The sequence below is a fragment of the Collimonas arenae genome (assembly GCF_000786695.1).
Taxonomy (GTDB): Bacteria; Pseudomonadota; Gammaproteobacteria; order Burkholderiales; family Burkholderiaceae_D; genus Collimonas; species Collimonas arenae_A.
In genome coordinates this window covers 2,442,953-2,464,631 of the sequence record NZ_CP009962.1, presented here as the reverse complement: position 1 = coordinate 2,464,631, position 21,679 = coordinate 2,442,953, and the positions used below count along the sequence as shown (strand labels likewise).

General features: G+C 57.6%; 16 protein-coding genes. 8 read left to right on the top strand and 8 right to left on the bottom strand.

What is annotated here, in order from left to right:
- Positions 1 to 5: 5 nt before the first annotated feature.
- Positions 6 to 794, top strand: coding sequence for a peptidylprolyl isomerase (locus tag LT85_RS11035; RefSeq protein WP_038488571.1), 789 nt, complete (start codon positions 6 to 8; stop codon positions 792 to 794).
- 316 nt (positions 795 to 1,110) lie between these two features.
- Here the strand turns inward: LT85_RS11035 and LT85_RS11025 are convergent.
- Positions 1,111 to 2,252 (bottom strand): IS3 family transposase gene (locus LT85_RS11025; protein ID WP_253273555.1). Its coding sequence is split into 2 segments (ribosomal slippage): positions 1,111 to 2,000 and positions 2,000 to 2,252, totalling 1,143 coding nucleotides; the frame shifts between segments, so codons are not numbered across the junction.
- 30 nt (positions 2,253 to 2,282) lie between these two features.
- On the opposite strand from LT85_RS11025, the gene LT85_RS11015 reads away from it, so the two are divergent.
- Together LT85_RS11015 and LT85_RS11010 are read left to right on the top strand one after the other, a co-directional pair.
- Positions 2,283 to 3,185 carry an ABC transporter ATP-binding protein gene (locus LT85_RS11015; RefSeq protein WP_052135063.1) on the top strand — a complete coding sequence of 301 codons (903 nt, stop codon included), beginning with the start codon at positions 2,283 to 2,285 and terminating at the stop codon, positions 3,183 to 3,185.
- Positions 3,186 to 3,237: 52 nt separating this feature from the next.
- On the top strand, positions 3,238 to 4,539 hold the full coding sequence (locus tag LT85_RS11010; RefSeq protein ID WP_038488561.1) for an ABC transporter permease: 1,302 nt from the start codon (positions 3,238 to 3,240) through the stop codon (positions 4,537 to 4,539).
- A gap of 141 nt (positions 4,540 to 4,680) precedes the next feature.
- Here the strand turns inward: LT85_RS11010 and purL are convergent, their stop codons facing one another.
- Positions 4,681 to 8,685: a phosphoribosylformylglycinamidine synthase gene (gene purL / locus LT85_RS11005; RefSeq protein WP_038488558.1), complete on the bottom strand. Its 4,005-nt coding sequence runs from the start codon at positions 8,683 to 8,685 to the stop codon at positions 4,681 to 4,683.
- 195 nt (positions 8,686 to 8,880) lie between these two features.
- Positions 8,881 to 9,897: a zinc-binding alcohol dehydrogenase family protein gene (locus LT85_RS11000; protein WP_038488555.1), complete on the bottom strand. Its 1,017-nt coding sequence runs from the start codon at positions 9,895 to 9,897 to the stop codon at positions 8,881 to 8,883.
- A gap of 138 nt (positions 9,898 to 10,035) precedes the next feature.
- Between LT85_RS11000 and LT85_RS10995 the strand changes: the two genes are divergently transcribed.
- On the top strand, positions 10,036 to 10,944 hold the full coding sequence (locus LT85_RS10995) for a LysR family transcriptional regulator (protein ID WP_038488544.1): 909 nt from the start codon (positions 10,036 to 10,038) through the stop codon (positions 10,942 to 10,944).
- Here LT85_RS10995 and LT85_RS10990 read toward each other — a convergent pair.
- Complete coding sequence (locus LT85_RS10990; RefSeq protein WP_038488541.1) at positions 10,928 to 11,839, bottom strand: LysR family transcriptional regulator; 912 nt, start codon at positions 11,837 to 11,839, stop codon at positions 10,928 to 10,930. The two genes, LT85_RS10995 and LT85_RS10990, sit on opposite strands and share 17 nt — an antisense overlap.
- 108 nt (positions 11,840 to 11,947) lie before the next feature.
- On the opposite strand from LT85_RS10990, the gene LT85_RS10985 reads away from it, so the two are divergent.
- The 4 genes from LT85_RS10985 (at position 11,948) to LT85_RS10970 (ending at position 17,123) form a co-directional block, all read left to right on the top strand.
- Entirely contained in the window at positions 11,948 to 12,550 is a 603-nt protein-coding gene (locus LT85_RS10985) for a short chain dehydrogenase (RefSeq protein ID WP_038488533.1), read from the top strand.
- Between the two features lie 110 nt (positions 12,551 to 12,660).
- Positions 12,661 to 13,863 (top strand): DUF2252 domain-containing protein, encoded by a 1,203-nt coding sequence (locus LT85_RS10980; protein ID WP_038488530.1) that lies wholly within the window; start codon positions 12,661 to 12,663, stop codon positions 13,861 to 13,863.
- Between the two features lie 316 nt (positions 13,864 to 14,179).
- Positions 14,180 to 15,457, top strand: coding sequence for a D-amino acid dehydrogenase (locus LT85_RS10975; protein ID WP_052135062.1), 1,278 nt, complete (start codon positions 14,180 to 14,182; stop codon positions 15,455 to 15,457).
- 145 nt (positions 15,458 to 15,602) lie between these two features.
- Positions 15,603 to 17,123, top strand: coding sequence for a bifunctional ADP-dependent NAD(P)H-hydrate dehydratase/NAD(P)H-hydrate epimerase (locus LT85_RS10970; RefSeq protein ID WP_038488528.1), 1,521 nt, complete (start codon positions 15,603 to 15,605; stop codon positions 17,121 to 17,123).
- Here LT85_RS10970 and LT85_RS10965 read toward each other — a convergent pair.
- The 4 genes from LT85_RS10965 to hmpA form a co-directional block, all read right to left on the bottom strand.
- Positions 17,118 to 17,438: a hypothetical protein gene (locus tag LT85_RS10965; protein WP_038488525.1), complete on the bottom strand. Its 321-nt coding sequence runs from the start codon at positions 17,436 to 17,438 to the stop codon at positions 17,118 to 17,120. The two genes, LT85_RS10970 and LT85_RS10965, sit on opposite strands and share 6 nt — an antisense overlap.
- A gap of 43 nt (positions 17,439 to 17,481) precedes the next feature.
- Complete coding sequence (locus LT85_RS10960) at positions 17,482 to 18,048, bottom strand: NnrU family protein (RefSeq protein WP_038488517.1); 567 nt, start codon at positions 18,046 to 18,048, stop codon at positions 17,482 to 17,484.
- Positions 18,049 to 18,147: 99 nt separating this feature from the next.
- Positions 18,148 to 20,211: a S46 family peptidase gene (locus LT85_RS10955; RefSeq protein WP_038488514.1), complete on the bottom strand. Its 2,064-nt coding sequence runs from the start codon at positions 20,209 to 20,211 to the stop codon at positions 18,148 to 18,150.
- 232 nt (positions 20,212 to 20,443) lie between these two features.
- Positions 20,444 to 21,652, bottom strand: a complete 1,209-nt coding sequence (gene hmpA, locus LT85_RS10950; protein ID WP_038488512.1) for an NO-inducible flavohemoprotein — start codon at positions 21,650 to 21,652, stop codon at positions 20,444 to 20,446.
- Between the last annotated feature and the right edge of the window lie 27 nt (positions 21,653 to 21,679).

The window sequence follows — 21,679 nt, the reverse complement described above, 5'->3', positions numbered from 1 at the left end:
TGATAATGACATTTAAACCTTCACGTTTACTGGTGGTACTTTTTGCAGCTGCTGCATTGCCTGTTATGGCCCAAAACCTGGCAGTCGTGAACGGTAAGGCCATCCCATCGTCGCGCGCCGACATGATGATCAAGCAATTGTCGGCTCAAGGCGCTCAAGGCGGCCAGCCTGACACCCCTGAACTGCGCGCCATGGTCAAGGACGAGCTGATCAACCGTGAAGTGCTGATCCAGGAAGCCGACAAACTGGGCCTGGGCAACAACCCTGACGTCAAGGCACAAGCCGACATCGCCCGCCAATCGATCCTGATCCGCGCCCTGGTCGCCGACTTCATCAAGAAGAACCCGATCAAGGATGCTGACATTCAGGCTGAATACGACAAGTTCAAGGCACAAGCCGGCGACAAGGAATACCACGCTCAGCACATCCTGGTTGAAAACGAAGCCGATGCAAAAGCCATCATCGCCAAGCTGAAAGCCGGCGGCAAGTTTGAAGATCTGGCCAAGCAATCGAAGGATCCAGGTTCGGCAGCCAATGGCGGCGATCTGGGTTGGGCAACGCCTGCTTCGTTCGTGAAGCCTTTCTCCGATGCGCTGGTAGCACTGAAACCGGGCCAACTGACTGACACTCCAGTCAAGACCCAGTTTGGTTACCACGTCATCAAGCTGGACGAAGTACGTCCAGCCAAGATCCCTACCCTGGCAGAAGTAAAGCCACAAATCACTGAAGCGCTGCAACAGAAAAAACTGCAAGCGTATCAGCAAGATTTGCGCGCTAAAGCCGTGGTCAAGTAATACCGAGGCAAAACATCCGCCAACTAAAAAAGCGCTCTTCGGAGCGCTTTTTTTACGTCGGTATTTTTATCACAATGACAGAAAAACGCTCCATTGATGTTGAGCGGAATGAAACAAACAATTACAATTGGGCAACTAAAAACCGGGATAGCGCGATGGCAACCATGCTGCTCAATGTATCCAGCCTCACCAAATCCTACGGCGACAGACGGGCAGTCGACGGTATTTCATTCCAGGTCCGGCAGGGACTGACCCTGTACCCGAATTAGTCCCGATCAGAAGTAGAGATTTCCGACGTTTTGACCCTGTACCCGAATTAGTCCCGATCAGAAGTAGAGATTTCCGACGTTTTTGTTTGCCCAGAAATGACGCTATCCCTTGCCATCTGGGCATACTCTGCGGGTGTTGCCCATTGTAATGCAGAGTGGGGTCTGCTCTCGTTATACTCCTTGCGCCAGGCTTCAATTTTTTGTTTTGCATCGTCCAACGACATGAACCAGTGCTCGTTCAGGCATTCCTGCCGCAGGCGGCCGTTGAAGCTTTCACACTTGGCATTATCGGTCGGCCGCCCAGGCCGACTGAAATCCAGCTCGACACCACGCTCATAGGCCCAGCGATCCATCACTTTCGAAATGAATTCCGATCCATTATCCGATTTGATCGTCTCAGGTAATCCCCTGGTAGCGGCAATCTGGTTCAGCGTCATGGCAACATTCTCTCCCTTTAGGCTTTGCCCGACCTCAATCGCCAAGCACTCACGCGTATGGTTATCGACGACCGTCAGCATACGGAGTCTTCTGCCGTCAAATAGAGCGTCGGCTACAAAATCCATGCTCCATATTTGATTCATGGCCGTCACCAGACTCTTTGGCTGCCTTAGTCGCGCTGTCCGATTACGGCGGGGGCGTTTGAGGCGTAGCGACAGCCCTTGTTCGCGATATAACCGATAGACGCGTTTGACATTGTCTTGCCAGCCTTCCCGTTTCAACATCACATGCACTCGACGATAGCCATAGTGAATGCGTGTTGCCGTTATTTCCCTAATACGCATTGTCAAGGCAGATGAATCACGCGCCACGGACTGGTACCGATACAACGCCCGAGACGTACGCAACAGTGCACAGACTTTCGTCAGGCTGGCCCGGTAACGGTCGCATAATTCATCGATCAGCGTACGGCGACGGGAAGGCTTCAGAGCTTTTTTGACAGAACATCCTGAAGCATGACTTTGTCCAGACTCAGATCTGCAACCAGCTTCTTGAGCTTCGTGTTCTCTTCTTCCAACTGACGAAGCCGTCGTAGCTCGGAAGGCCCTAGGCCACCATACTTCTTCTTCCAGTTGTAAAACGTCGCCTCAGATATCCCAAGCTTGCGGCATACCTCATCGACCGTCGTTCCCAATTCCGCCTGCTTCAGTGCAAACGCAATCTGCTGTTCTGTAAATTTGCTTCTCTTCACGGCTACTCTCCTGTCTATTGTCAGAAAATTATGCCGGATTCTTTACTTTTAATCGGGACTGTTTATTGGGACAGGGTCAAAGGACAAACACTAGGTTTGATTGGCCCCAACGGCGCCGGAAAATCGACCACGGTGAGCATGATCTGCGGCCTGCTACGGCCCGACGCCAGACAGGTTCTGCTTGATGGCGAAGTAGTCAGCGCCGGCAACAGCAGCGCAAAGCACAAGATCGGCCTGGTGCCGCAAGAGCTGGCGCTCTATGACGATTTGTCAGCCAACGAAAATCTGAAACTGTTCGGCGCGCTCTATGGCCTCACTGGCAACCAGCTAAAAACGCGTTGTCGCGAAGTACTGGCGCTGGTCAACCTGAGCGATCGCGCTGCCGACAAACCCAGTAGCTTTTCGGGTGGTATGAAACGGCGGCTCAACATCGCTGCCGCGTTGCTCCACGATCCGCAACTGTTGATCCTGGACGAACCAACTGTTGGCGTCGATCCGCAAAGCCGCAATGCGATCTTCGACAGCCTGGAACAATTGAAGCGCGAGGGCCGTTCGTTGATCTACACCAGCCACTACATGGAAGAAATCGAAAGGCTGGCCGACCACATCGTCGTCATCGACCACGGCAAGGTGCTGGCCGACGAAACCCCGGCCGCCTTGCACCGGAGGCTCCCAGCGCAAGCGGCGCTGCAGGTAGACCTGGCGCAACCGGCTGACGCCGTCTTGCTCGAACAGATCCGCCGCCAGCCAGGCGTCATCGACATCGCTGGCAAAGACAGCAACTTGCAGATCGGACTGCGCGTAACCGAGGATGCGCTGCCGCTGCTGCAATGGTTGACCGCGAACGGCCAGCCACCGCTGCATTTCATGACCGCCAAGGCCAAGCTCGAAGACATTTTTCTAGGTCTGACCGGACGTAGCCTGCGCGACTAAGCGCAGGCACTCACGCTGTACCTCCCACCTCTTCCGTTTCGGAGCACCACCCATGAGCGCCTTGATCGCCCTGGTCCGCAAAGACCTGATCCTGTACCTGAGCAACCGTCGCGCGCTGCTGATCAGCTTATTGATGCCCATCGTGCTGGGTAGTTTCTTCGGCTATCTGTTCGGTGGTTCCGGCGCCGTCAGCAACGGCAAGATCGACATCGCACTGGTTCAGCTCGACAACAGCGGCACCAGCAGCAAGATCGCTGCCGGGCTCAAGGGCGACAGCGCCCTGAACGTACAGGAACTACCCCTGGCAGTCGCTCAGGACAAGGTCCGCCACGGCAAGCTGAGCGTAGCCGTGGTGCTGCCGGCTGGTTTCGGCGCCGCCGCCAAAAATGCCTTCTTCGGTGGCCACCACAAGCCAGAGATTCCGGTCTACTACGACCCGTCGCAGGCAGCGGTGCTAGCGATGGTGAAAGGCATGCTTACCCAGTACGTGATGCAGAACGTCAGCGCCGAGATGTTCGACATCAAGGCCACCGACTCCTATCTGAACAGCAGTATCGAGACCTTGCAGCGCAACGCCTCGCAGAACCCGGCCTTGCTGAAGATGTTGAGCAGCATCAAGGAATACCAGTCACGCGCCGTCAAAAAAGAAGAAAACAACAAAGATGAGGCGCAGACAAAACCAGAGCAGGCCGGTTTGTCGGTACCCTACTCCACTAGCGACCAGGCGCTGACTTCAGGTTTGCAGAAATACAATGGCTACGCCCACGCCTTTGCCGGCATGAGCGTGCAGTTCATCCTGTTCATGGGCATCGACGCCGGGATTGCGGTGCTGCTGTGGCGCCGCATGGGCCTGTGGAACCGGCTATTGGCAGCGCCTATCACCCTCAACACGGTGCTACTGGCGCGCGCCCTGTCCAGCGCGATCATCGCCTTCGCCATCCTGTGCGTGATTTTCCTGTTCGCGATGCTAGTGTTTCACGTACAGATTGCAGGCAGCCTGGCTGGCTTCATCGGCGTCGGCATCTGCTTCTCTCTGGTCACCGCCAGCTTTGGCCTGCTGATCGCAGCCTTCGGTAAAACTCCGGAAGCGGCGCGCGGGTTAGCCATGTTCTCCACGCTGATCATGGTGATGCTAGGTGGCGCCTGGGTGCCGACTTTTCTCTTTCCCCAGTGGCTACAGACGTTCACGCTGGTGGTGCCGACGCGCTGGGCGGTGGACGGCCTTGACGCCATGACCTGGCGCGGACTGGGATTCGATGCAGCGCTACCCGCGATAGCCGTCCAGCTCGGATTTACCGTGCTGTTCGGTGGCACGGCCATCTGGAAATTTCGGCGCGACGCGCAGCGCGAATAAGAGAAAAGAGAAAAGAGAAAAGAGAAAAGAGAAAAGAGAAAGAGAAAGAGAAAGAGAAAAGAAAAGAAAAACCCGGCCAAGGCCGGGTTCATCTATTGCACAAACATGCTGGCGCTCTCTTGCGGAACGCCAGCCGGGGATTTACCCCACCCACTTGCGCGCATTGCGGAACATGCGCATCCAAGGCGAATCCTCACCCCACGATTCAGGATGCCAGGATTGTTGCACAGTGCGGAACACGCGTTCGGCGTGCGGCATGCAGACCGTGAAGCGGCCATCCGGCGTAGTGACCGACGTGATGCCTTGCGGCGAACCGTTCGGATTGTAAGGATAACCTTCGCTGACCTGGCCCTTGTTATCGATGAAGCGCATCGCGACCAGCGCTTCCTTGATATCGCCGGTTTGTGAGAAATCGGCAAAGCCTTCGCCGTGGGCGATGGCAATGGCGCTTTGGGTGCCGGCCATGTCCTGGAAGAAAATCGACGGCGACGATTCAACTTGCACCATCGAGAAGCGTGCTTCGAACTTTTCCGACTTGTTACGGGTGAATTTCGGCCATGCCTGTGCGCCAGGGATGATCGCCTTCAAATTACTCATCATCTGGCAACCGTTACAGACACCGAGTGCGAAAGTGTCGCTGCGCTGGAAGAATAGCGAGAACTGCTCCGCCAGTTTCGCATTGAACAGAATCGTCTTGGCCCAACCCTCACCAGCTCCCAGCACGTCGCCGTAGGAGAAACCTCCGACGGCGATGAAGCCCTTGAAGTCATCCAGTCTGGCGCGACCGGCAATCAGGTCGCTCATGTGGACGTCCACAGCGGCGAAACCCGCCTGGTGCATCACATAGGCGGTCTCGACATGCGAGTTGACGCCCTGCTCACGCAGTATCGCAACGCGTGGCTTGGCGGCCAGATTAAGAAACGGGGCGGCGATATTCTCTTGCAAGTCGAACGGGACCTTCGGCGTGATGCCGGGATCGGCGGCGTCCAGGATACGGTCGTATTCGGCATCGGCGCTGGCCGGATTGTCGCGCAAGCGGGCGATGCGCCAGCTGGTTTCGCTCCACAGGCGCTGCAGGTCGATACGGGTCTGGCTGTAGATGGTCTTGGCGTCGCGGCTGAATTCAATTACATCGCGCGTGTTCGGCTTACCGATGATATGGCTGCAAGCGCCCAGATTGAAGCTGCGCAGCACATTCATGACGTCCGATTTCTGCTCGGCGCGTACTTGTAGCACTGCGCCCAGTTCCTCACTGAACAATGCGCGCAACGTCAGCTCATTGCGGCGCTCGGCCACTTGGCCGGTCCAGTTCTTGGAATCGCCCCAGTCCGCCGCGTGTTCGCTTTCCATGGTCAGGATATCGAGGTTGATCGACAATCCGCTATGACCGGCAAAGGCCATTTCGCACAAAGTAGTGAACAGGCCGCCGTCGGAACGGTCGTGGTATGCCAGCAGTTTTTGTTCGCTGTTCAATTGCTGGATCGCGGCGAAGAAGCCTTTCAGATCTTCCGCGCTGTCGACATCCGGCGTTTCATTGCCGATCTGCTGCATGACTTGGGTCAGCGCCGAGGCGCCCATGCGGTTCTTGCCGCGGCCGAGGTCGATCAGGATGATCGCGGTCTCACCGGCATCGCTGCGCAATTGCGGCGTCAGCGAACGGCGCACATCGCTCACCGGCGCGAAGGCAGATACGATCAGCGACACCGGCGAAGTCACCGACTTGGCTTGATCCTGATCTTTCCAGGTGGTGCGCATCGACAGCGAATCCTTGCCTACCGGGATGCTGATGCCCAATGCAGGGCACAATTCCATGCCGACTGCTTTCACTGTATCGAACAGCGCCGCGTCCTGGCCAGGCTGGCCGCAAGCCGCCATCCAGTTGGCGGACAGCTTGACGTCGGAAATATCGGCAATCGCCGCAGCGGCGATGTTGGTCAATGCTTCGCCAACCGCCATGCGGCCCGATGCGGGTGCGTTGATCACGGCCAGCGGCGTGCGCTCGCCCATCGCCATCGCTTCACCCAGGTAGCCTTCAAAGCTCATGCTGGTGACGGCGCAATCGGCGACCGGGATCTGCCATGGGCCGACCATCTGGTCACGTACCGACGTGGCGCCGACAGTGCGGTCACCAATAGTAATCAGAAAGGATTTGTCGGCGACTGTCGGCAATTTCAGTACGCGCTGCGAGACTTCCAGCAGGTTCATACCGGTCAGGTCGACCGCAGGTAATACAGGATTGACGTGCTTGACGTCGCGCAGCATCTTTGGCGGCTTGCCGAGCAAGACATCCATCGGCATATCAACCGGATTGTTATCGTGCTCAGGATCGATCACCTTCAACTGACGTTCTTCGGTCGCGGTGCCGACGACGGCAAACAGGCAACGCTCACGCTGGCAGAAATACTCGAACAGGGGCAGGCTTTCCGGCGCAATCGCCAGCACATAACGCTCTTGCGATTCATTGCTCCAGATTTCCTTGGGCGCCATGCCGCTTTCTTCCAGCGGTACTTTGCGCAGATCGAAAATCGCGCCGCGCTTGGCGTCGTTGGTGATTTCCGGGAAAGCATTCGACAAACCGCCGGCGCCGACGTCATGGATAGACAGGATTGGATTGTTGTCATCCATCGCCCAGCAGGCGTTGATGACTTCCTGCGCACGACGTTCCATTTCCGGATTGCCGCGCTGGACCGAATCGAAATCGAGGTCGGCGGTGTTGGAGCCGGTCGCCATCGACGACGCCGCGCTGCCGCCCATGCCGATGCGCATGCCAGGGCCGCCCAGCTGCACCAGCAGGCTGCCGACCGGCAAATCGTTCTTCTTGGTATGTTTGTCAGAGATGCTGCCGATGCCGCCGGCGATCATGATCGGCTTGTGGTAGCCCTGTACATTACCGCCGACGTTTTGTTCGTAGGTACGGAAATACCCGCCCAGGTTGGGACGGCCGAATTCATTGTTGAACGCGGCGCCGCCAAGCGGGCCGTCGATCATGATTTGCAAGGCGGAGGCGATGCGTTCCGGCTTGCCATATTGATCCGCGCTTGTTTGCCCGGCACCTGTGACGTCGGCAGCGTTCTCCCATGCTTGCAGTGCATCCGGCAGCGACAGGTTAGAGACGGTGAAACCAGTCAGGCCAGCCTTCGGCTTGGCGCCACGGCCGGTAGCGCCTTCATCGCGGATCTCGCCGCCGGCGCCGGTGGAGGCGCCAGGAAATGGTGAAATCGCGGTCGGATGGTTGTGCGTCTCGACCTTCATCAGGATATGCGTCAGCTCTTCCGAGGCGCGGTAGGCATTGCCTTCGGCAGTCCCACGCGCATAGAAGCGCGAGACAGTGGCGCCTTCAATGATGGACGAATTGTCGCTATAGGCGACGATGGTGCCCTTGGGTTGCAACTGATGCGTGTTCTTGATCATCGCGAACAAGGATTTGTCTTGCGCTTCGCCGTCGATCACCCAGTCGGCATTGAAAATCTTGTGGCGGCAGTGCTCGCTGTTGGCTTGCGCGAACATCATCAGTTCGACGTCGGTCGGGTTACGCTTGGCAGTGGTGAACGCGGCCAGCAAATAATCGATCTCGTCGTCTGACAATGCCAGGCCCAGTTCGCTATTAGCGCGCTCCAATGCGCCCTTGCCGCCTGCCAGCAGGTCCACAAAAGCCAGCGGCTTGGCGTCCAGTTCACGGAACAAACCGCCTGCATCTTCGGCGCTACGTAACACGGTTTCGGTCATGCGGTCGTGCAGGATGTCGGCAATCGCCCGCACGCTGTCGTCGCTGAGTTTCTTGGCGCCGCCGAGCAAACCGCTCTTGAGCTTCACCTGATATGCAATGCCGCGCTCGATGCGCTTGATATGCGCCATGCCGCAGTTGTGGGCGATATCGGTGGCCTTGCTGGCCCACGGGGAAATGGTGCCGAAACGTGGAATGACGATGAACTCTTCGCCGCCCTCGGATGCGGCAAACGGATCGCCGTAGGTCAGTAAAGCGTTCAGACGGCCGATATCGTCCTGGCTGAGCGTGGTCGAGGCATCGACAAAATGATCGAAACGGCCGCTGACTTCGACGACATTGCTATCGATCGCTTGCAGCTGGGCCAGAAGGCGTTGGGAACGGAAGGCAGGGAGAGCGTTGGAACCGGGCAAAATCAACATGGCGAGGGGGGAGTTGATGCAGCGTGGCTGCGGGTTAAATCAGAAGCCGTCATTATACAGTGCTGACCAGCCCCTTGCCCCTGCAAGTGATGACAAAATCACCTTGCGGCTTCCTCTAAAAGCGTTGTGGACCGGAAAAGCACAAAAGCTCCCGCTCCACAATCGCATTTGATTATCGTTAAAACAACTTACACCTTAAAAATCCTTGAGCACGATCTTGCCGATCACACGCCCGGTTTCCAGCGTCGCATGAGCCTGGCGCAAGTTGGCGGCGTTAATCGGCGATAAAACCTGGCTTAGCGTGCTGACAATTGTCTTGTCGTCGATCAGGCCCGCCACTTTATCCAGCAAGTTACCCTGCTCTTGCATGTCGGCAGTCTGGAACATCGAACGGGTGAACATGAACTCCCAAACGAAGCCGGCGCTCTTGGCTTTCAACAAGCTGACGTCAAGCGGCGCTGCATTCTCGACGATGGTGCAAATCATGCCTTGCGGAGCAACCGCGGCGGCGGCGGCCGGGAAATGGCGGTCGGTATCGTTCAGGATCAGTACATAGTCGACGTGATCGAAGCCGCGCTCCTTGAGTTGTGCCGGCAGATCGCCGAAATGGTTGATCACATGCTGCGCGCCCAGTTCGCGCACCCATTTTTCCGACTCGGGACGCGACGCGGTCGCAATCACACTCAGGCCGGCGACCTTGACGGCGAGTTGGATCGCGATCGAACCGACGCCGCCGGCGCCACCGATGATCAGGATCGATTTGGCCGGAGTGCCGGAGCCAACAGGTACTTTGAGACGATCAAACAATGCCTCCCAGGCTGTAATTGCCGTCAGCGGCAAGGCAGCAGCCTGCTCGAACGACAGCGATTGCGGCATGTTGCCGACAATACGCTCGTCCACCAACTGGAATTCGCTGTTGCTGCCGGGACGGGTGATGTCGCCGGCGTAGAACACGCGGTCGCCTACCTTGAAGCGACTGACATCCGGCCCCACTGCGTGTACCACGCCGGCGGCATCCCAGCCCAGCACGCGCGGCGACTTTTCAACCGCATCTTTCGGTGCGCGCACCTTGACGTCGACCGGATTGACGGCGATGGCCTTGATTGCGACCAATACGTCATGTCCTGCCGGACTCGGCCTGTCGAGCTCGATATCGATCAGCGACTCGGGATTTTCGATAGGCAGGTAACGGGTTAAGGCGATGGCTTTCATATATATAAACTCCTGGAATGGTGGCCCCTTCAAACTGAATCCGGCCGGTGAATTGGATTAACTGGTCACCATTATGATAATGTTGAATTATTTTATAAACAGATCATTATTTGATTCACTTTCAATTGAAATTTGATAATGTACTCAACCACGGACCTCCAGCTTTTCATTCACACGGCCGATCTGGGCAGCCTGTCGAATGCGGCGCGTCAGCTGGATCTGCTACCGGCGACCGCCAGCGCCAGCCTCAAACGACTGGAGCAGCAACTCAACACCCGCTTGTTTGTGCGCTCCACCCGCAGCATGCGGCTGACGCCCGAGGGCAGCGTGTTTCTCGACTACAGCCGCCAGGCATTGACCTTGCTCAGTGAAGGCCAGGCGCTGCTGAATGCCGGCGGCCCGGTGAGCGGCCATTTACGGCTATCGATGCCATCGGACGTCGGCCGCAATGTGCTGCTGCCGTGGCTCGACGCCTTCCAGGCGCTCCATCCACAGGTCACGCTATCGCTACAGTTTTCCGACCGGGTAATCGACCTGTTCCGCGACCCTGTCGACGTCGCCTTCCGCTATGGGCCGCTGGACGATTCGACGCTGGTGTCGCAAGAGTTGGCGGCAAGTCGCCGCGTGGTGGTGGCCGCGCCTGCCTATCTGGCAAAACACGGCAGGCCGGCGACGCCCAAAGACCTGGCGACGCATAACTGCCTGCTGTATTACCTGCAGCACGGCTTGTTCAATAACTGGCGCTTCTACTCAGGTAATCCTGGCAAAACGCCGATCGACGTCAAGGTACGTGGCGACCGCATGACCGACGATGCTGCAATTGCTCGTAGTTGGGCGATTGCCGGCATCGGTATCGCCTATAAATCCTGGCTCGATGTGCGGCAAGACGTGGCTGAAGGCCGTCTGGAGATTTTGCTGGAACAGTATGGCGGCGAAGAAACCCCGCTCAACATGGTGTATCCGCATCGCAGCAGCATGTCGCCTTCGCTACGGGCTTTGCTGGCGTTTTTGCGCGCGCAGTTTGCCACCCTCAATTTGTCGCAGTAAAAGGCGGCGCATCGCGTCCGAAATGTTCTACGACAAACTCGATGAATGACTTCAGTTTGGGCGTCATCTTGCGGTTCGACGCCACCACAAGGTGCATCGGCCGGTGTTCCGATGCGTAATCGGCCAGCAGATGCACTAGCCGGCCGGCGGCGACCGCGTCGCGCAGCAAAGCTTCCGGTTGCATGATGACACCTATTCCTTGCAAGGCGGCGGTGCGCAAGGCAAGGCCGCTATTTGCGCGGAAATTGCCATGCACTTCAATCTCCTGTAACGCACCATCCACGGAAAACGGCCAGAGATTATAGCGACTGCCATGAACAAAACTAAGGCAGTTATGGGCTGCCAGTTGCTGCGGCGTTTGCGGAGTGCCACGACGTGCCAGGTATTCCGGCGAGGCGCAAACCACCGAACGATACGGCTGCAAAGGCCGCGCAATCAGGCTGGAATCGGGTAGCGGGCCGATCCGCAGCGCTACTTCAAAGCCCTCTTCAACCAGGTCGACCACACGGTCATTCAAGGACAGGTCAAGTTCGACATCCGGATAACGCTCCAGATAGCCACGTATCACAGCGGTCAACATCTGGCCGCCAAAAGTCGCCGGTGCGGTAACGCGCAATACGCCGCGCGGCAACAGCTGCATTTGCTTGACCGATGCATCGGCCGCCTCGATTTCCAACAGCGCCTGCTTGCAACGCTCGAAATACAATTGGCCGATCTCGGTCAGGCTCTGACGCCGCGTGGTGCGGTTTAGCAAACGAACACCGAGCTGTTCCTCCAGCTGGCGCACATGCTTACCGACCATGGTGGGAGAAATCCTGGCTTCCTCCGCTGCGGCGGAAAAACCACCCTTTTCTACCACGCGGACGAAAATCTGCATGCTGGTCAGTCTATCCATACCTCATTAAACACCAGGAGTTTTAAGTAAAAGTAATAATATGATATTTATCCACCAATAGGAAGCAATCATAATCAAAGCCTGATTTCACTTCTCTCGGAGCACAGCATGAAAATCGCAGTTATCGGCGCCACTGGCACAGTCGGCAAGGCAGTTGTGACACAATTGGCAACTCGCCATGACATCATCGAGGTCGGCAACAGCAGCGGCCAGTATCAGGTCGACATGACCGACATCCACAGCGTCGAACGCTTGTTCGAACAAATCGGTAAGGTCGACGCCGTAGTCTCCACTGCCGGCAAATTGCATTTCGGACCTTTGCAAGAACTGACCCCGGAAAATTTCCAGGTCGGACTACGCGACAAGCTGATGGGCCAGATCAACCTGGCGCTGGTGGCCCAACATCGCCTCAACGACGGCGGCTCGATCACCCTCACCAGCGGTATCGTCGGCGAAGAACCTATCCTGCAAGGCGTCAACGCTACCACCGTGAATTCGGCTTTGGACGGCTTCGTGCGCGCGGCTGCAATCGAACTGAAGCGTGGCATCCGCATCAATATCGTCAGCCCGACCGTACTGGAAGAATCGCTGGCCAGTTACGGCCCGTTCTTTTACGGCTTTGAGGCCGCCCCTGCCAGTCGCGTCGCCCTGGCCTACAGCCGCAGCGTCGAAGGTGCGCAAACCGGCCAGGTCTATCGAGTCTGGCGGTAAGACATCATCTCAGGGGGAACTGCGTTATTTTTGTCAGGTTTTGATCAAGATGATGCAGTAAGATTGGCGGCAAGATTAATGCAAGCAGTCTTATCCCCGAGAGGTTTTTCATGGTCAGTGTAGTAAAACGCATCCAGGAGTACAACGCCGGCCGCGATCCGCAGCGGCTGCGACTCAAGTACAAGAACATGCGCAGCGACCCGTTTACATTCTTGCGCGGCACCTGCCATCTGTTTTACGAGCGCCTTCCTTACAGCGGCTTGATGCGGACCGCACCGCTGGCGTGGATATGCGGCGACCTGCACCTTGAAAACTTCGGCAGCTACAAAGGCGACAATCGCCTGGCTTACTTCGACATGAACGACTTCGACGAAGCCATGCTGGCGCCGGCCAGTTGGGAGCTAGTGCGCTTCCTGACCAGCGTGCTGATTGCGGCCGACGGCACATCCGCCACACCAGCCGATACACGCTTGCTATGCCGCAGCTTTATCGACGCCTATGCCAACGTGCTAACGCTAGGCAAATCGCGCTGGATCGAGCGCGATACCGCTTCAGGCATGGTCGGCGATCTGCTCAACGGCTTGCGTGGCCGCCTGCGTTCTGCCTATCTCGATACGCGTACAGTGCGCAAAGGCACCAAGCGCACCTTGCGGGTGGATGGCAAAAAAGCACTGCCGGTCACCGACAAGCAGCGCGCCAAGGTCAGCAAATTCATGCAAAAATTCGCCAGCGAACAGCCGAATCCGGAGTTCTACAAAGTGCTGGACGTGGCGCGCCGCATCGCCGGCACCGGCAGTCTCGGCGTCGACCGCTATGTCATTCTGATACAGGGCAAGGGCTCTCCAGACGGCAACTTCTTGCTGGATCTGAAGCAGGCCCTGCCATCTTCCCTGACACCGTTTTTGAAAGTGGCGCAACCTAAATGGAACAGCGACGCGCAGCGCGTGGTGTCGCTGCAGCGACGCTGCCAGGCGGTTTCCATGGCTTTCCTGCAACCGGTCATGCTCGGCAAGACTTCCTACGTGCTGCGCGGCTTGCAACCAAGCGAAGACCGGGTGACGCTCAAGCAGCCACACCACGGCGCCAATGAAATCCAGCAAGTGATGGCCACCATGGGCAGCATCGTCGGCTGGGCACAATTGCGCAGTGCCGGCCGCCAGGGCTCGGCGATTGCCGACGAACTGATCGCTTTCGGGCAAAGCAAGAAATGGAAAAAACAGCTGCAGGATGCGGCCGAGGCTTGTGCGGTACAGGTACGCAAGGATTGGCAGACGTATTGCAAGGGATATGATGCCGGAGCGTTTGAATTGTAATTGCCGCACGTTCAGACCTGCCCTCTGGCGATGCGGATTTTCCGTCATTTCCACATCGATTGCGCAGTACGTCAGTAACAGTTTGAAAACCGGTGCGCAATCGCTAAAGTGCTGCATTCACAGGGGCGATAACGCCCCGCCTCTGTAGAAAAATGTAAAAGCGTACTGTGCTGTCCTGTTATCAAGTAATTCAAGGTATGATTCTGTTCGCTGCATGACATTGAACGCCTTTCACGCACTTCCGTGGAAGACGTTCCGGCACGCAGATCAATAAGACGTCCTGTAGCAATCGCCCGGATATCTTCGCAGAACCCCCTTGAGAACAATAGTGATACAGCACCAGACACAGAAACAAATCGTGGTTATCGGCGGCGGCGTGATGGGAGTCTGCAGTGCCTATTTTCTAGCCGAAGCCGGACACCAGGTGGCAGTGGTTGAAAAACGCAGCAATGTGGCCGAACAATCGACGCTGGGAAATTCCGGCATCTTGTCGGCCGGAGCGGCAATGCCCTGGTCGGTGCCAGGCATGCGCAAAAAAATCCTGGCTGGAATGTTCAATCAAGAGGCCCCTAACGTCCTCAACGCCCGCCTCAGCCCCTCGCTCTGGCGCTGGATGCGGCGCTGGATGGCCGAATCCGAGATCCAGCGGTTTCGCGCCCATACCCATCAGATGCAGCGATTGGCATCGTACAGCCAGGATCTGCTGGAGCAAATCCAGCAACATTTCCAGCTCGATTTCGAGCAGAACCCAGGCCTGCTGCGCTTGTTTCGCAACGAAGCCGAACTTGCCGCGCTGGCTCCCGTCCAGGAACTGCTTACAGAATGCGGCGTGGTTCACCGGTTGCTGGATGAAGCCGCAACACGGGCGCTGGAACCGTCCCTGGCCAGCGCCGGAAAACTTGCCGGCAGCCTGCACTTCCCGGATACGGGCTCAGGCAATTGCACCTTGTTTACCAAGCAGTTGAAAGCCATCCTGCAAGGACTGGGCGTGCAGTTCCATTTCGACAGCCTGGTCACCGCGATCGATCCGCACGGCGCCAAGGTCGGCTTGCACATAGGCGGCGAGGTCTTGCACGCTGATGCCGTCGTCTGCGCCGCCGGCAGCGCCAGCGCCCAGCTGTTGAAGCCGTTGGGATTGCGCTTGCCGCTACACGCCATCAAGACCTATACCGCCACCGCCAGCGTCAAGAATTACGAAGTGGCGCCGCACATGGCAGCGCTGGACGACAAATACCAAATCACCATGGCGCGCATCGGCGACCGCATGCGCCTGGCCGGCATCGCCGAGTTCGGCGCCAAAGACATGGCGATCGACGACAAGGCGCTGCGCACCTTGCTCAAAGTCGCGCACGACTGGTTCCCCGACGCCGCCAATTTCAACAGCGCCAGTTTCTGGTGTGGTCACACACCTATGCTGGCCGATGAAGTGCCGTTGATTGGGCCTACCGGCGCCAGCAATGTATTCGTCAACATCGCCCATGGCGGTTCAGGCTGGAGCATGGCGCTGGGCGCAGCCAAGGTATTGGCAGACCAGATCTCAGGACGGGCGCCCGAAGTCGACCTGGATGGGTTGACGGTAACCCGCTATCGCTGACCCTTGCTCAGGGTTGATCAGCGTCACAGTGACGTGCGGCCAGTTTTTTTTACGACACGCCTTATCGTCGTAAAATTGCTATAGCCAAGTGTCTATGGCCACGCGGCGCTGCCCCAGCTAACGGACCACGGAGTATTCCATTACCATGAGCGTCATCTACACAGTAGCCGAAGTCAGAAAAATCGAGCAAGCCGCCCTGCGCGATCTGCCAGCCTACACTCTGATGCAACGCGCCGGCCAAGCTGCAGCGCAAGCAGCCTTGCGGCTGCTACCCTGCCCGCCCCATAGCGCCGCGATACTGGTCATGGCCGGCCCCGGCAACAACGGCGGCGACGCACTGGAAGCCGCAGCCGGCCTGGCCAAAGCCGGCGCCGAGGTCGTCGTCCTGCTCAAAACACCACCCTCGCAATTACCATCAGACGCCGCGCAGGCATTGGTCCGCGCCCAGAAACAGGGCGTGCACCTGATGCCGCCCGAACAATTCCCTGAAATCGACGCCAGTCAATGGACCTTGGTCATCGATGGCCTGTTCGGCATCGGCTTGAGCCGCCCCCTTGACGGCGAGTGGCGCAACCTGGTGCTGGCAATGAATGCCATGCCCTGTCCGGTGCTGGCGCTGGATGTGCCAAGCGGCCTTGACGCCGATACAGGCACCGTCGTCGGCGGCGCCAGCGGCATTGCCGTGAAAGCCAGCCACACCATTACTTTCATCGCCGACAAAGCCGGCTTGCATACCGGCGACGGCCCCGATTACGCCGGCATTGTCGATGTAGCGGCACTAGCGATTGCCGAGCATTACTTGCCCGCGCCGAATATGTGGCTGAACCAGCCGGACCTGTTCGGCGAGTATTTGCAACCGCGCCAGCGCAACTCGCACAAAGGCAGTTTTGGCGATGTCGCCGTGATCGGTGGTGCGCCGGGCATGGCTGGCGCACCGATCCTGGCAGCGCGCGCAGCCGCCAAATGTGGCGCCGGACGCGTGTTTGTCGGCTATGCGGACAACCCGCCGGCGTATGACAATGCGCAGCCGGAATTAATGTGCCGCCATGCCGCCGATCTCGATTTCTCATCCGCCGTACTAGTTGTCGGTACTGGTTTAGGGATGGCTGATAGTGCGCTGGCGCTGCTGACGCGGGCGCTGGATGCGCTCAGCTGGCTGGTGCTGGACGCGGATGCTCTCAATCTGCTGGCGCGCCAGCCACAGTTACACGCCCAGGTGGGGCAACGTCAGCACGCTGTACTCATGACACCACACCCGCTGGAAGCGGCGCGTCTGCTCGGCGTCAGCACCAGCGAGATCCAGGCTAGTCGGGTAGCGGCGGCACGCAGCCTTGCCTACCGCTTCAATGCAGTCGTGGTGCTCAAGGGGGCCGGCAGCATTATCGCTCGCGCCGATGGCGCAGTAGTCGTCAACTCCACAGGCAATCCGGCGCTGGCGACTGCCGGAAGCGGTGATGTCTTATCAGGCATTTGCGGTGCCTTGCTGGCGCAGGGCTGGCCGCAGTGGGAAGCTGCACTGGCCGCAGTATGGTTGCACGGGCACGCCGCCGATCAATTGGTGGCGCAAGGCGTCGGGCCGATCGGCTTGACTGCCAGTGAACTGATTCCTGAAGTCCGGCTGCTACTGAACCAACTGGTGCAAGAGCGCCGACAGCCTGCTCTATAGCTGCTTCCTGTCGCGGCGAACCACGCCGAAATGACTTGACAGGTAAAGTCCCAAAATGAGAAAGCCGGCAATGAACAAGCCAAATTCCAGGCTGACGCCCATCGTCACCGCTGACCACACATACAGGATTGCACCGGCCAGCAGATTTGCCGAGCCCCAGAGAAAATTCAGCGCCGGCGACGAATCGCCCACCCCGCGCGGCTTGGCGAAAGGCGTGGGAAACGCGTCACCGCGCAAGCCGCTGGCCAAATGCGGAATGCAATTGCACAGGAACGCTCCGGCGAAAAAAACCGCCACATAGTGTAGAAAAGTCATGTTCACCTAAAATAAGATTGCGCCACCGGCCCACCGGAACTTGCTATACACCCCAAGGCACCACCGCCACGCCCATCAACTGGCGATGAAAAGTCATGACCAGCAACGCCAGCAGCAAACCCGAGATAACGGCGATCACGTCAAACTTTAGCGCCGGTACGAATGGCTTGTATGTTTGACGCCTGATGACTGAAATCAAATCAAACACGACGTAAGCCAGGAACGCGGAAAACAACACCGTGGCTTTGGCATGGCCGTTTGCCAGCAAGTGCACCAGAGCCCAGATGCCTATCCCCAGCAACATCGGATGTTTTACCCATGCGCGGATATGCGTCTTCATATTTGCCGCCGCAAGCAGGATGAAACTGATCACCATTGCCAGCGGTGCGCCATGGATCGCACCTATGAATGAATTGAACAGCCGAGGTTCGGCCGGGGCCCTGGCATAGCCGAAGATAATCAGAATCAGTCCAAGCGCGGACAGGATCGCAAACATGCCTTTGTAGCGATTTTCACCGGCACTCTGGACCAACCTTGCTTTCAATAATGGCAAGGTGGGAATCAGATGAAGACCTAGAAAGAGAACCAGGCCAAGAATTAATATTTCCAAATCACTCTCCTTCATGATGGGCTATCGATGGGAGCTGCAATGAAAAATCCCTCCGGGCGTTTCCGCCGGGAGGGATTTATTATAGAAGACTTATCCGTTTCAATGCGCCAGGATTTCCTTGGCCAGTTCCTCGCCGCCGTAGACATTTTTCAGCGTTTCCAGAATCGCACCGCTATGCACAGCAACCGACCTGTTGTAGCGCGGGTCGAACCAGAACGCGCCACCCAGCGAATGGATATTGCCGTCGAAAATCAGGCCGACGATCTCACCGTTGCGGTTGATCATCGGGCTGCCGGAATTGCCGCCGATGATGTCGTTGGTTGTGACCAGATCGTAGCGTTGCGCCAGGTTCAGCTTGCCCGCTGCCTTGGCAGCATGCCAGGATGCCGGCAAGGCGAACGGGTCGGCGCCGGTGTCGCGCTCAAACGCGCCGCCGATAGTGGTAAACGGCGGGATCTGTTTGTCGCCCTCTTTCCAGCCCTTCACTTCGCCATAGGACAGGCGCAAGGTGAACGTCGCGTCCGGATAGGCGCTGGTGCCTTGTTGCGCAAAACGCGCCTGGGCAATCAGCTCCGAATTCTTTTGCTGGACTGACTCCACCTCTTTTTCATAACGGCTGCGAATTGCCCGCGAGGCCGAATCCAGCGCCAACTCCATTTTGATGAAAGGATCGTTGGATTTCAGGATGGCTTCCTTGCCGCCCTGCCACAGCGCCTTGCGTACCGCCGGGTCGCCCAGCTTGGTGTTATCGATCAAAGCGGCGCTGAGCTGGTCCGGCGTTTGCTTACCGAGTACCTGCTTGACGAAAGCATCGTCGGCGCCGAGGATTTCACGCATCTTGGTGAACGACAGCCCAAGTGTCACTTTTTCGAAATCAGGGTATATCGGCGCTGTAGAGAACAGCTCCTGCTCGACCTCAGGCAGCTTGGCATCGGCATATTCCGGCAGCCGTTCGCCATTCGGTTTGGCGCGTTCTTCTGCTCCACGCACCAGGTCGCGTGCGTAGCTGAAGTACTTGCTGTTGAAACCGCGACCGCCTTCGATCATGCCGTAAGGCGCTTCGATCTGGCGATACGCTTGCTGGGAAGCGGCGATCGCATCCCAGGCGCCGCCCACCTTGGCTTGCAAGGCTGGATTTTGTGCGACAAATTTACGCAGTGCAGTTTCATCGTCTTGCTTTTGCTGCATCAGCACCGGGTCTTGCAAGGCGCTGAGGCGGCCACGCAGGGCCTTGTAGCCGTTTTCTACGCCGAACAACATTTGACCCGCATTGCGAGCCGCTTCCGGGCTGCTCTTGCTGTATTGTTCCAGCACGCCGCGCAATTCCGACAAGCGGATCAGGGTGTTGACCAACGTCAGGTCGCGTAAAGTAGTCAGCTGCGATACGGTCAGCTGGCGCTGGGTCGAACCCGGCTGGCCAGTGACGAATACCATTTCGCCTTCTTCGGCGCCATTTTTACTGAACGGGAAATAGTTCTCGATCTTGGCAGGCTTGCCGTCTTCATAGGCACGCAGCAAGGTGATATCGAGATCGTAGCGCGGGAAATTGAAGTTATCAGGATCGCCGCCGAAGAAAGCCGCGGCTTTTTCTGGCGCCCATACCAGGCGGGTGTCCTGGAAGCGATGATATTTGTAAACCTGGTACTGGCCGCCATGATACAAATCGACGACGTCGCAGCGCACGGTTTCCTTATCGTTGCCGACGCATGCTGAAGTCAGTTTGGCTTTGATCGCGTTTTGTGCATTCTTGAAGGCCGCGCCATCCAGGCCAGCGGTCGCGCTCTTGACTTGGGTGGTGACGTCGGTGATCTGCTCCAGACGGTTCAGTTCGATCTCAGGACAGCTCAGTTCCTGCTCACGATTCTTGGCCAGGAAGCCATCCTTGATCAGGTTCTTTTTCGCCGTCGACATTTGATCAAGGCATTCGGATGCGCAATGGTGATTGGTCATCACCAGGCCGTCCTTCGATACAAAGGATGCCGAGCAGCCGCCGGCAATCCGCACCGAACCCAGCATGGTGCGCTTGATCCACGCATCGTTCGGAGTAAACCCGTATTCGGCCTGCATCTTCGCCTTCGGTAAATTGTCCAGCGTCCACATCCCCTCCGCTGCCATCGTCATGCCTGGAACCAGCAGTGCGGCAAAAAGCCAATGAATTCGCATCGTCTTCCTATCATTAATAAATTTTTAGGAGTGGAACATTACCACATCAAAATGAGAATCGTCATCATGTATACATCGCCGATTCCACAGGAACAATTAGACATTTACTCGCCTGTAGCTAACGTATTGTTTGACATTCGGAAGGGAGATATTTGTACCGGCTTGACCCGGTGCTAGGCTGCAGCCATAACTAGCCGGCGCATTGCACGCCGGCCATTGTCCTGCTCTGCGCTTATTGCAAATGTTCCAGCAAAGATGGCCCAAAGACTTCCTGCTGGATCTGTTGCTCGGCGACGCCGCGCTCCAGCAAAGCCTTACGTTGCGCTTGCATGAACGGCGCAGGTCCGCACAAGAAATACACGGCGTTCTGCGGCAACAAGGCATCCGGCACCGCCGCCAGCCGCAGATAACCTTGTTGCTGATAATCCTGCGGCACACAATCGTTCGCCGCCGGCCGCTCATAAGCAACATACGACTGCATCTGCGCATGCTGCAACAGCAGCTTGTTCAACTCATGCTTGAGCGGATGGTGCTGGCCGTCGAGCGTGGCATACAGGAAATTGACTGGCCGTTCCGGACTGTGCTCCAGACTACTGTGCAGCATGCTCATCATCGGCGTAACGCCGACGCCGGCGCTGATCATTACCAGCGGCGTGACGGTACTCTCCGGCGACAAAACAAAGTCGCCGCAAGGCGGGCTGACCCACAGTACGTCGCCTTCCTGGTACTGGTCATGCAGCAGATTCGATACCAGGCCCGCCGGACTCCCCTCTTCGCGCTTGACGCTGATACGCCAATAGCCGGTGCCGGGCGCATCGGACAGACTGTACTGCCGCAACTGGCGCAATGACAGTTCCGCGACATTGACGGCGACGCTAATGTACTGGCCGGGCTGGAAGGACGGCAGCTCGGAACCGTCGCTCGCTTGCAAATAAAAGGACGTGACCGTTTCGCTTTCTTTCTGCTTGCGTATCACAGTCATCGAACGATACTCGCCCGGTTCGACGCCATGCGCCTGGTAAAGCTTACGCTCTTCCGCGATCAGGGCATCGGCCAGCAAGCCATAGGCTTCGGCCCATGCAGCCAACAGTTCCGGCGTGGCCGCAGCGCCGAGGATCTCTGCAATCGCATCCAGCAAATGTTTGCCGACGATCGGATAGTGCTCAGCCTTTATTCCCAGGCTCACATGCTTTTGCACGATGCGGCTGATAACCGGCGCCAGCGCATCGGGATTATCGATATTGGCAGCGTAGGCAAAGATGGCCGAGGCCAACGCCTGCTGCTGGGTACCGGATTCCTGGTTCGGCATGTTGAAAATATTCTTCAACTCAGGGTGGGCGACAAATAAACGCTGGTAGAAGCAACGGGTAATGGTGACGCCATGTTCACGCAAAACAGGGACGGAAGCGGCGATATAGGGACGGGAAGCAGTGGAAAGCATAATCAACTCCTATTGTGACATTTAAAA

What these genes read in the sequence shown, in the direction of transcription:
- LT85_RS11015 (WP_052135063.1), top strand. Translation starts at nt 2,283, where the DNA reads ATGCCGGATTCTTTACTTTTAATCGGGACTGTTTATTGGGACAGGGTC.
- LT85_RS10955 (WP_038488514.1), bottom strand. Translation starts at nt 20,211, where the DNA reads ATGCGAATTCATTGGCTTTTTGCCGCACTGCTGGTTCCAGGCATGACG.
- LT85_RS10990 (WP_038488541.1), bottom strand. Translation starts at nt 11,839, where the DNA reads ATGGATAGACTGACCAGCATGCAGATTTTCGTCCGCGTGGTAGAAAAG.
- LT85_RS11010 (WP_038488561.1), top strand. Translation starts at nt 3,238, where the DNA reads ATGAGCGCCTTGATCGCCCTGGTCCGCAAAGACCTGATCCTGTACCTG.
- LT85_RS11035 (WP_038488571.1), top strand. Translation starts at nt 6, where the DNA reads ATGACATTTAAACCTTCACGTTTACTGGTGGTACTTTTTGCAGCTGCT.
- LT85_RS10980 (WP_038488530.1), top strand. Translation starts at nt 12,661, where the DNA reads ATGGTCAGTGTAGTAAAACGCATCCAGGAGTACAACGCCGGCCGCGAT.
- hmpA (WP_038488512.1), bottom strand. Translation starts at nt 21,652, where the DNA reads ATGCTTTCCACTGCTTCCCGTCCCTATATCGCCGCTTCCGTCCCTGTT.
- LT85_RS10995 (WP_038488544.1), top strand. Translation starts at nt 10,036, where the DNA reads ATGTACTCAACCACGGACCTCCAGCTTTTCATTCACACGGCCGATCTG.
- LT85_RS10965 (WP_038488525.1), bottom strand. Translation starts at nt 17,438, where the DNA reads ATGACTTTTCTACACTATGTGGCGGTTTTTTTCGCCGGAGCGTTCCTG.
- LT85_RS10985 (WP_038488533.1), top strand. Translation starts at nt 11,948, where the DNA reads ATGAAAATCGCAGTTATCGGCGCCACTGGCACAGTCGGCAAGGCAGTT.
- LT85_RS11000 (WP_038488555.1), bottom strand. Translation starts at nt 9,897, where the DNA reads ATGAAAGCCATCGCCTTAACCCGTTACCTGCCTATCGAAAATCCCGAG.
- purL (WP_038488558.1), bottom strand. Translation starts at nt 8,685, where the DNA reads ATGTTGATTTTGCCCGGTTCCAACGCTCTCCCTGCCTTCCGTTCCCAA.
- LT85_RS10970 (WP_038488528.1), top strand. Translation starts at nt 15,603, where the DNA reads ATGAGCGTCATCTACACAGTAGCCGAAGTCAGAAAAATCGAGCAAGCC.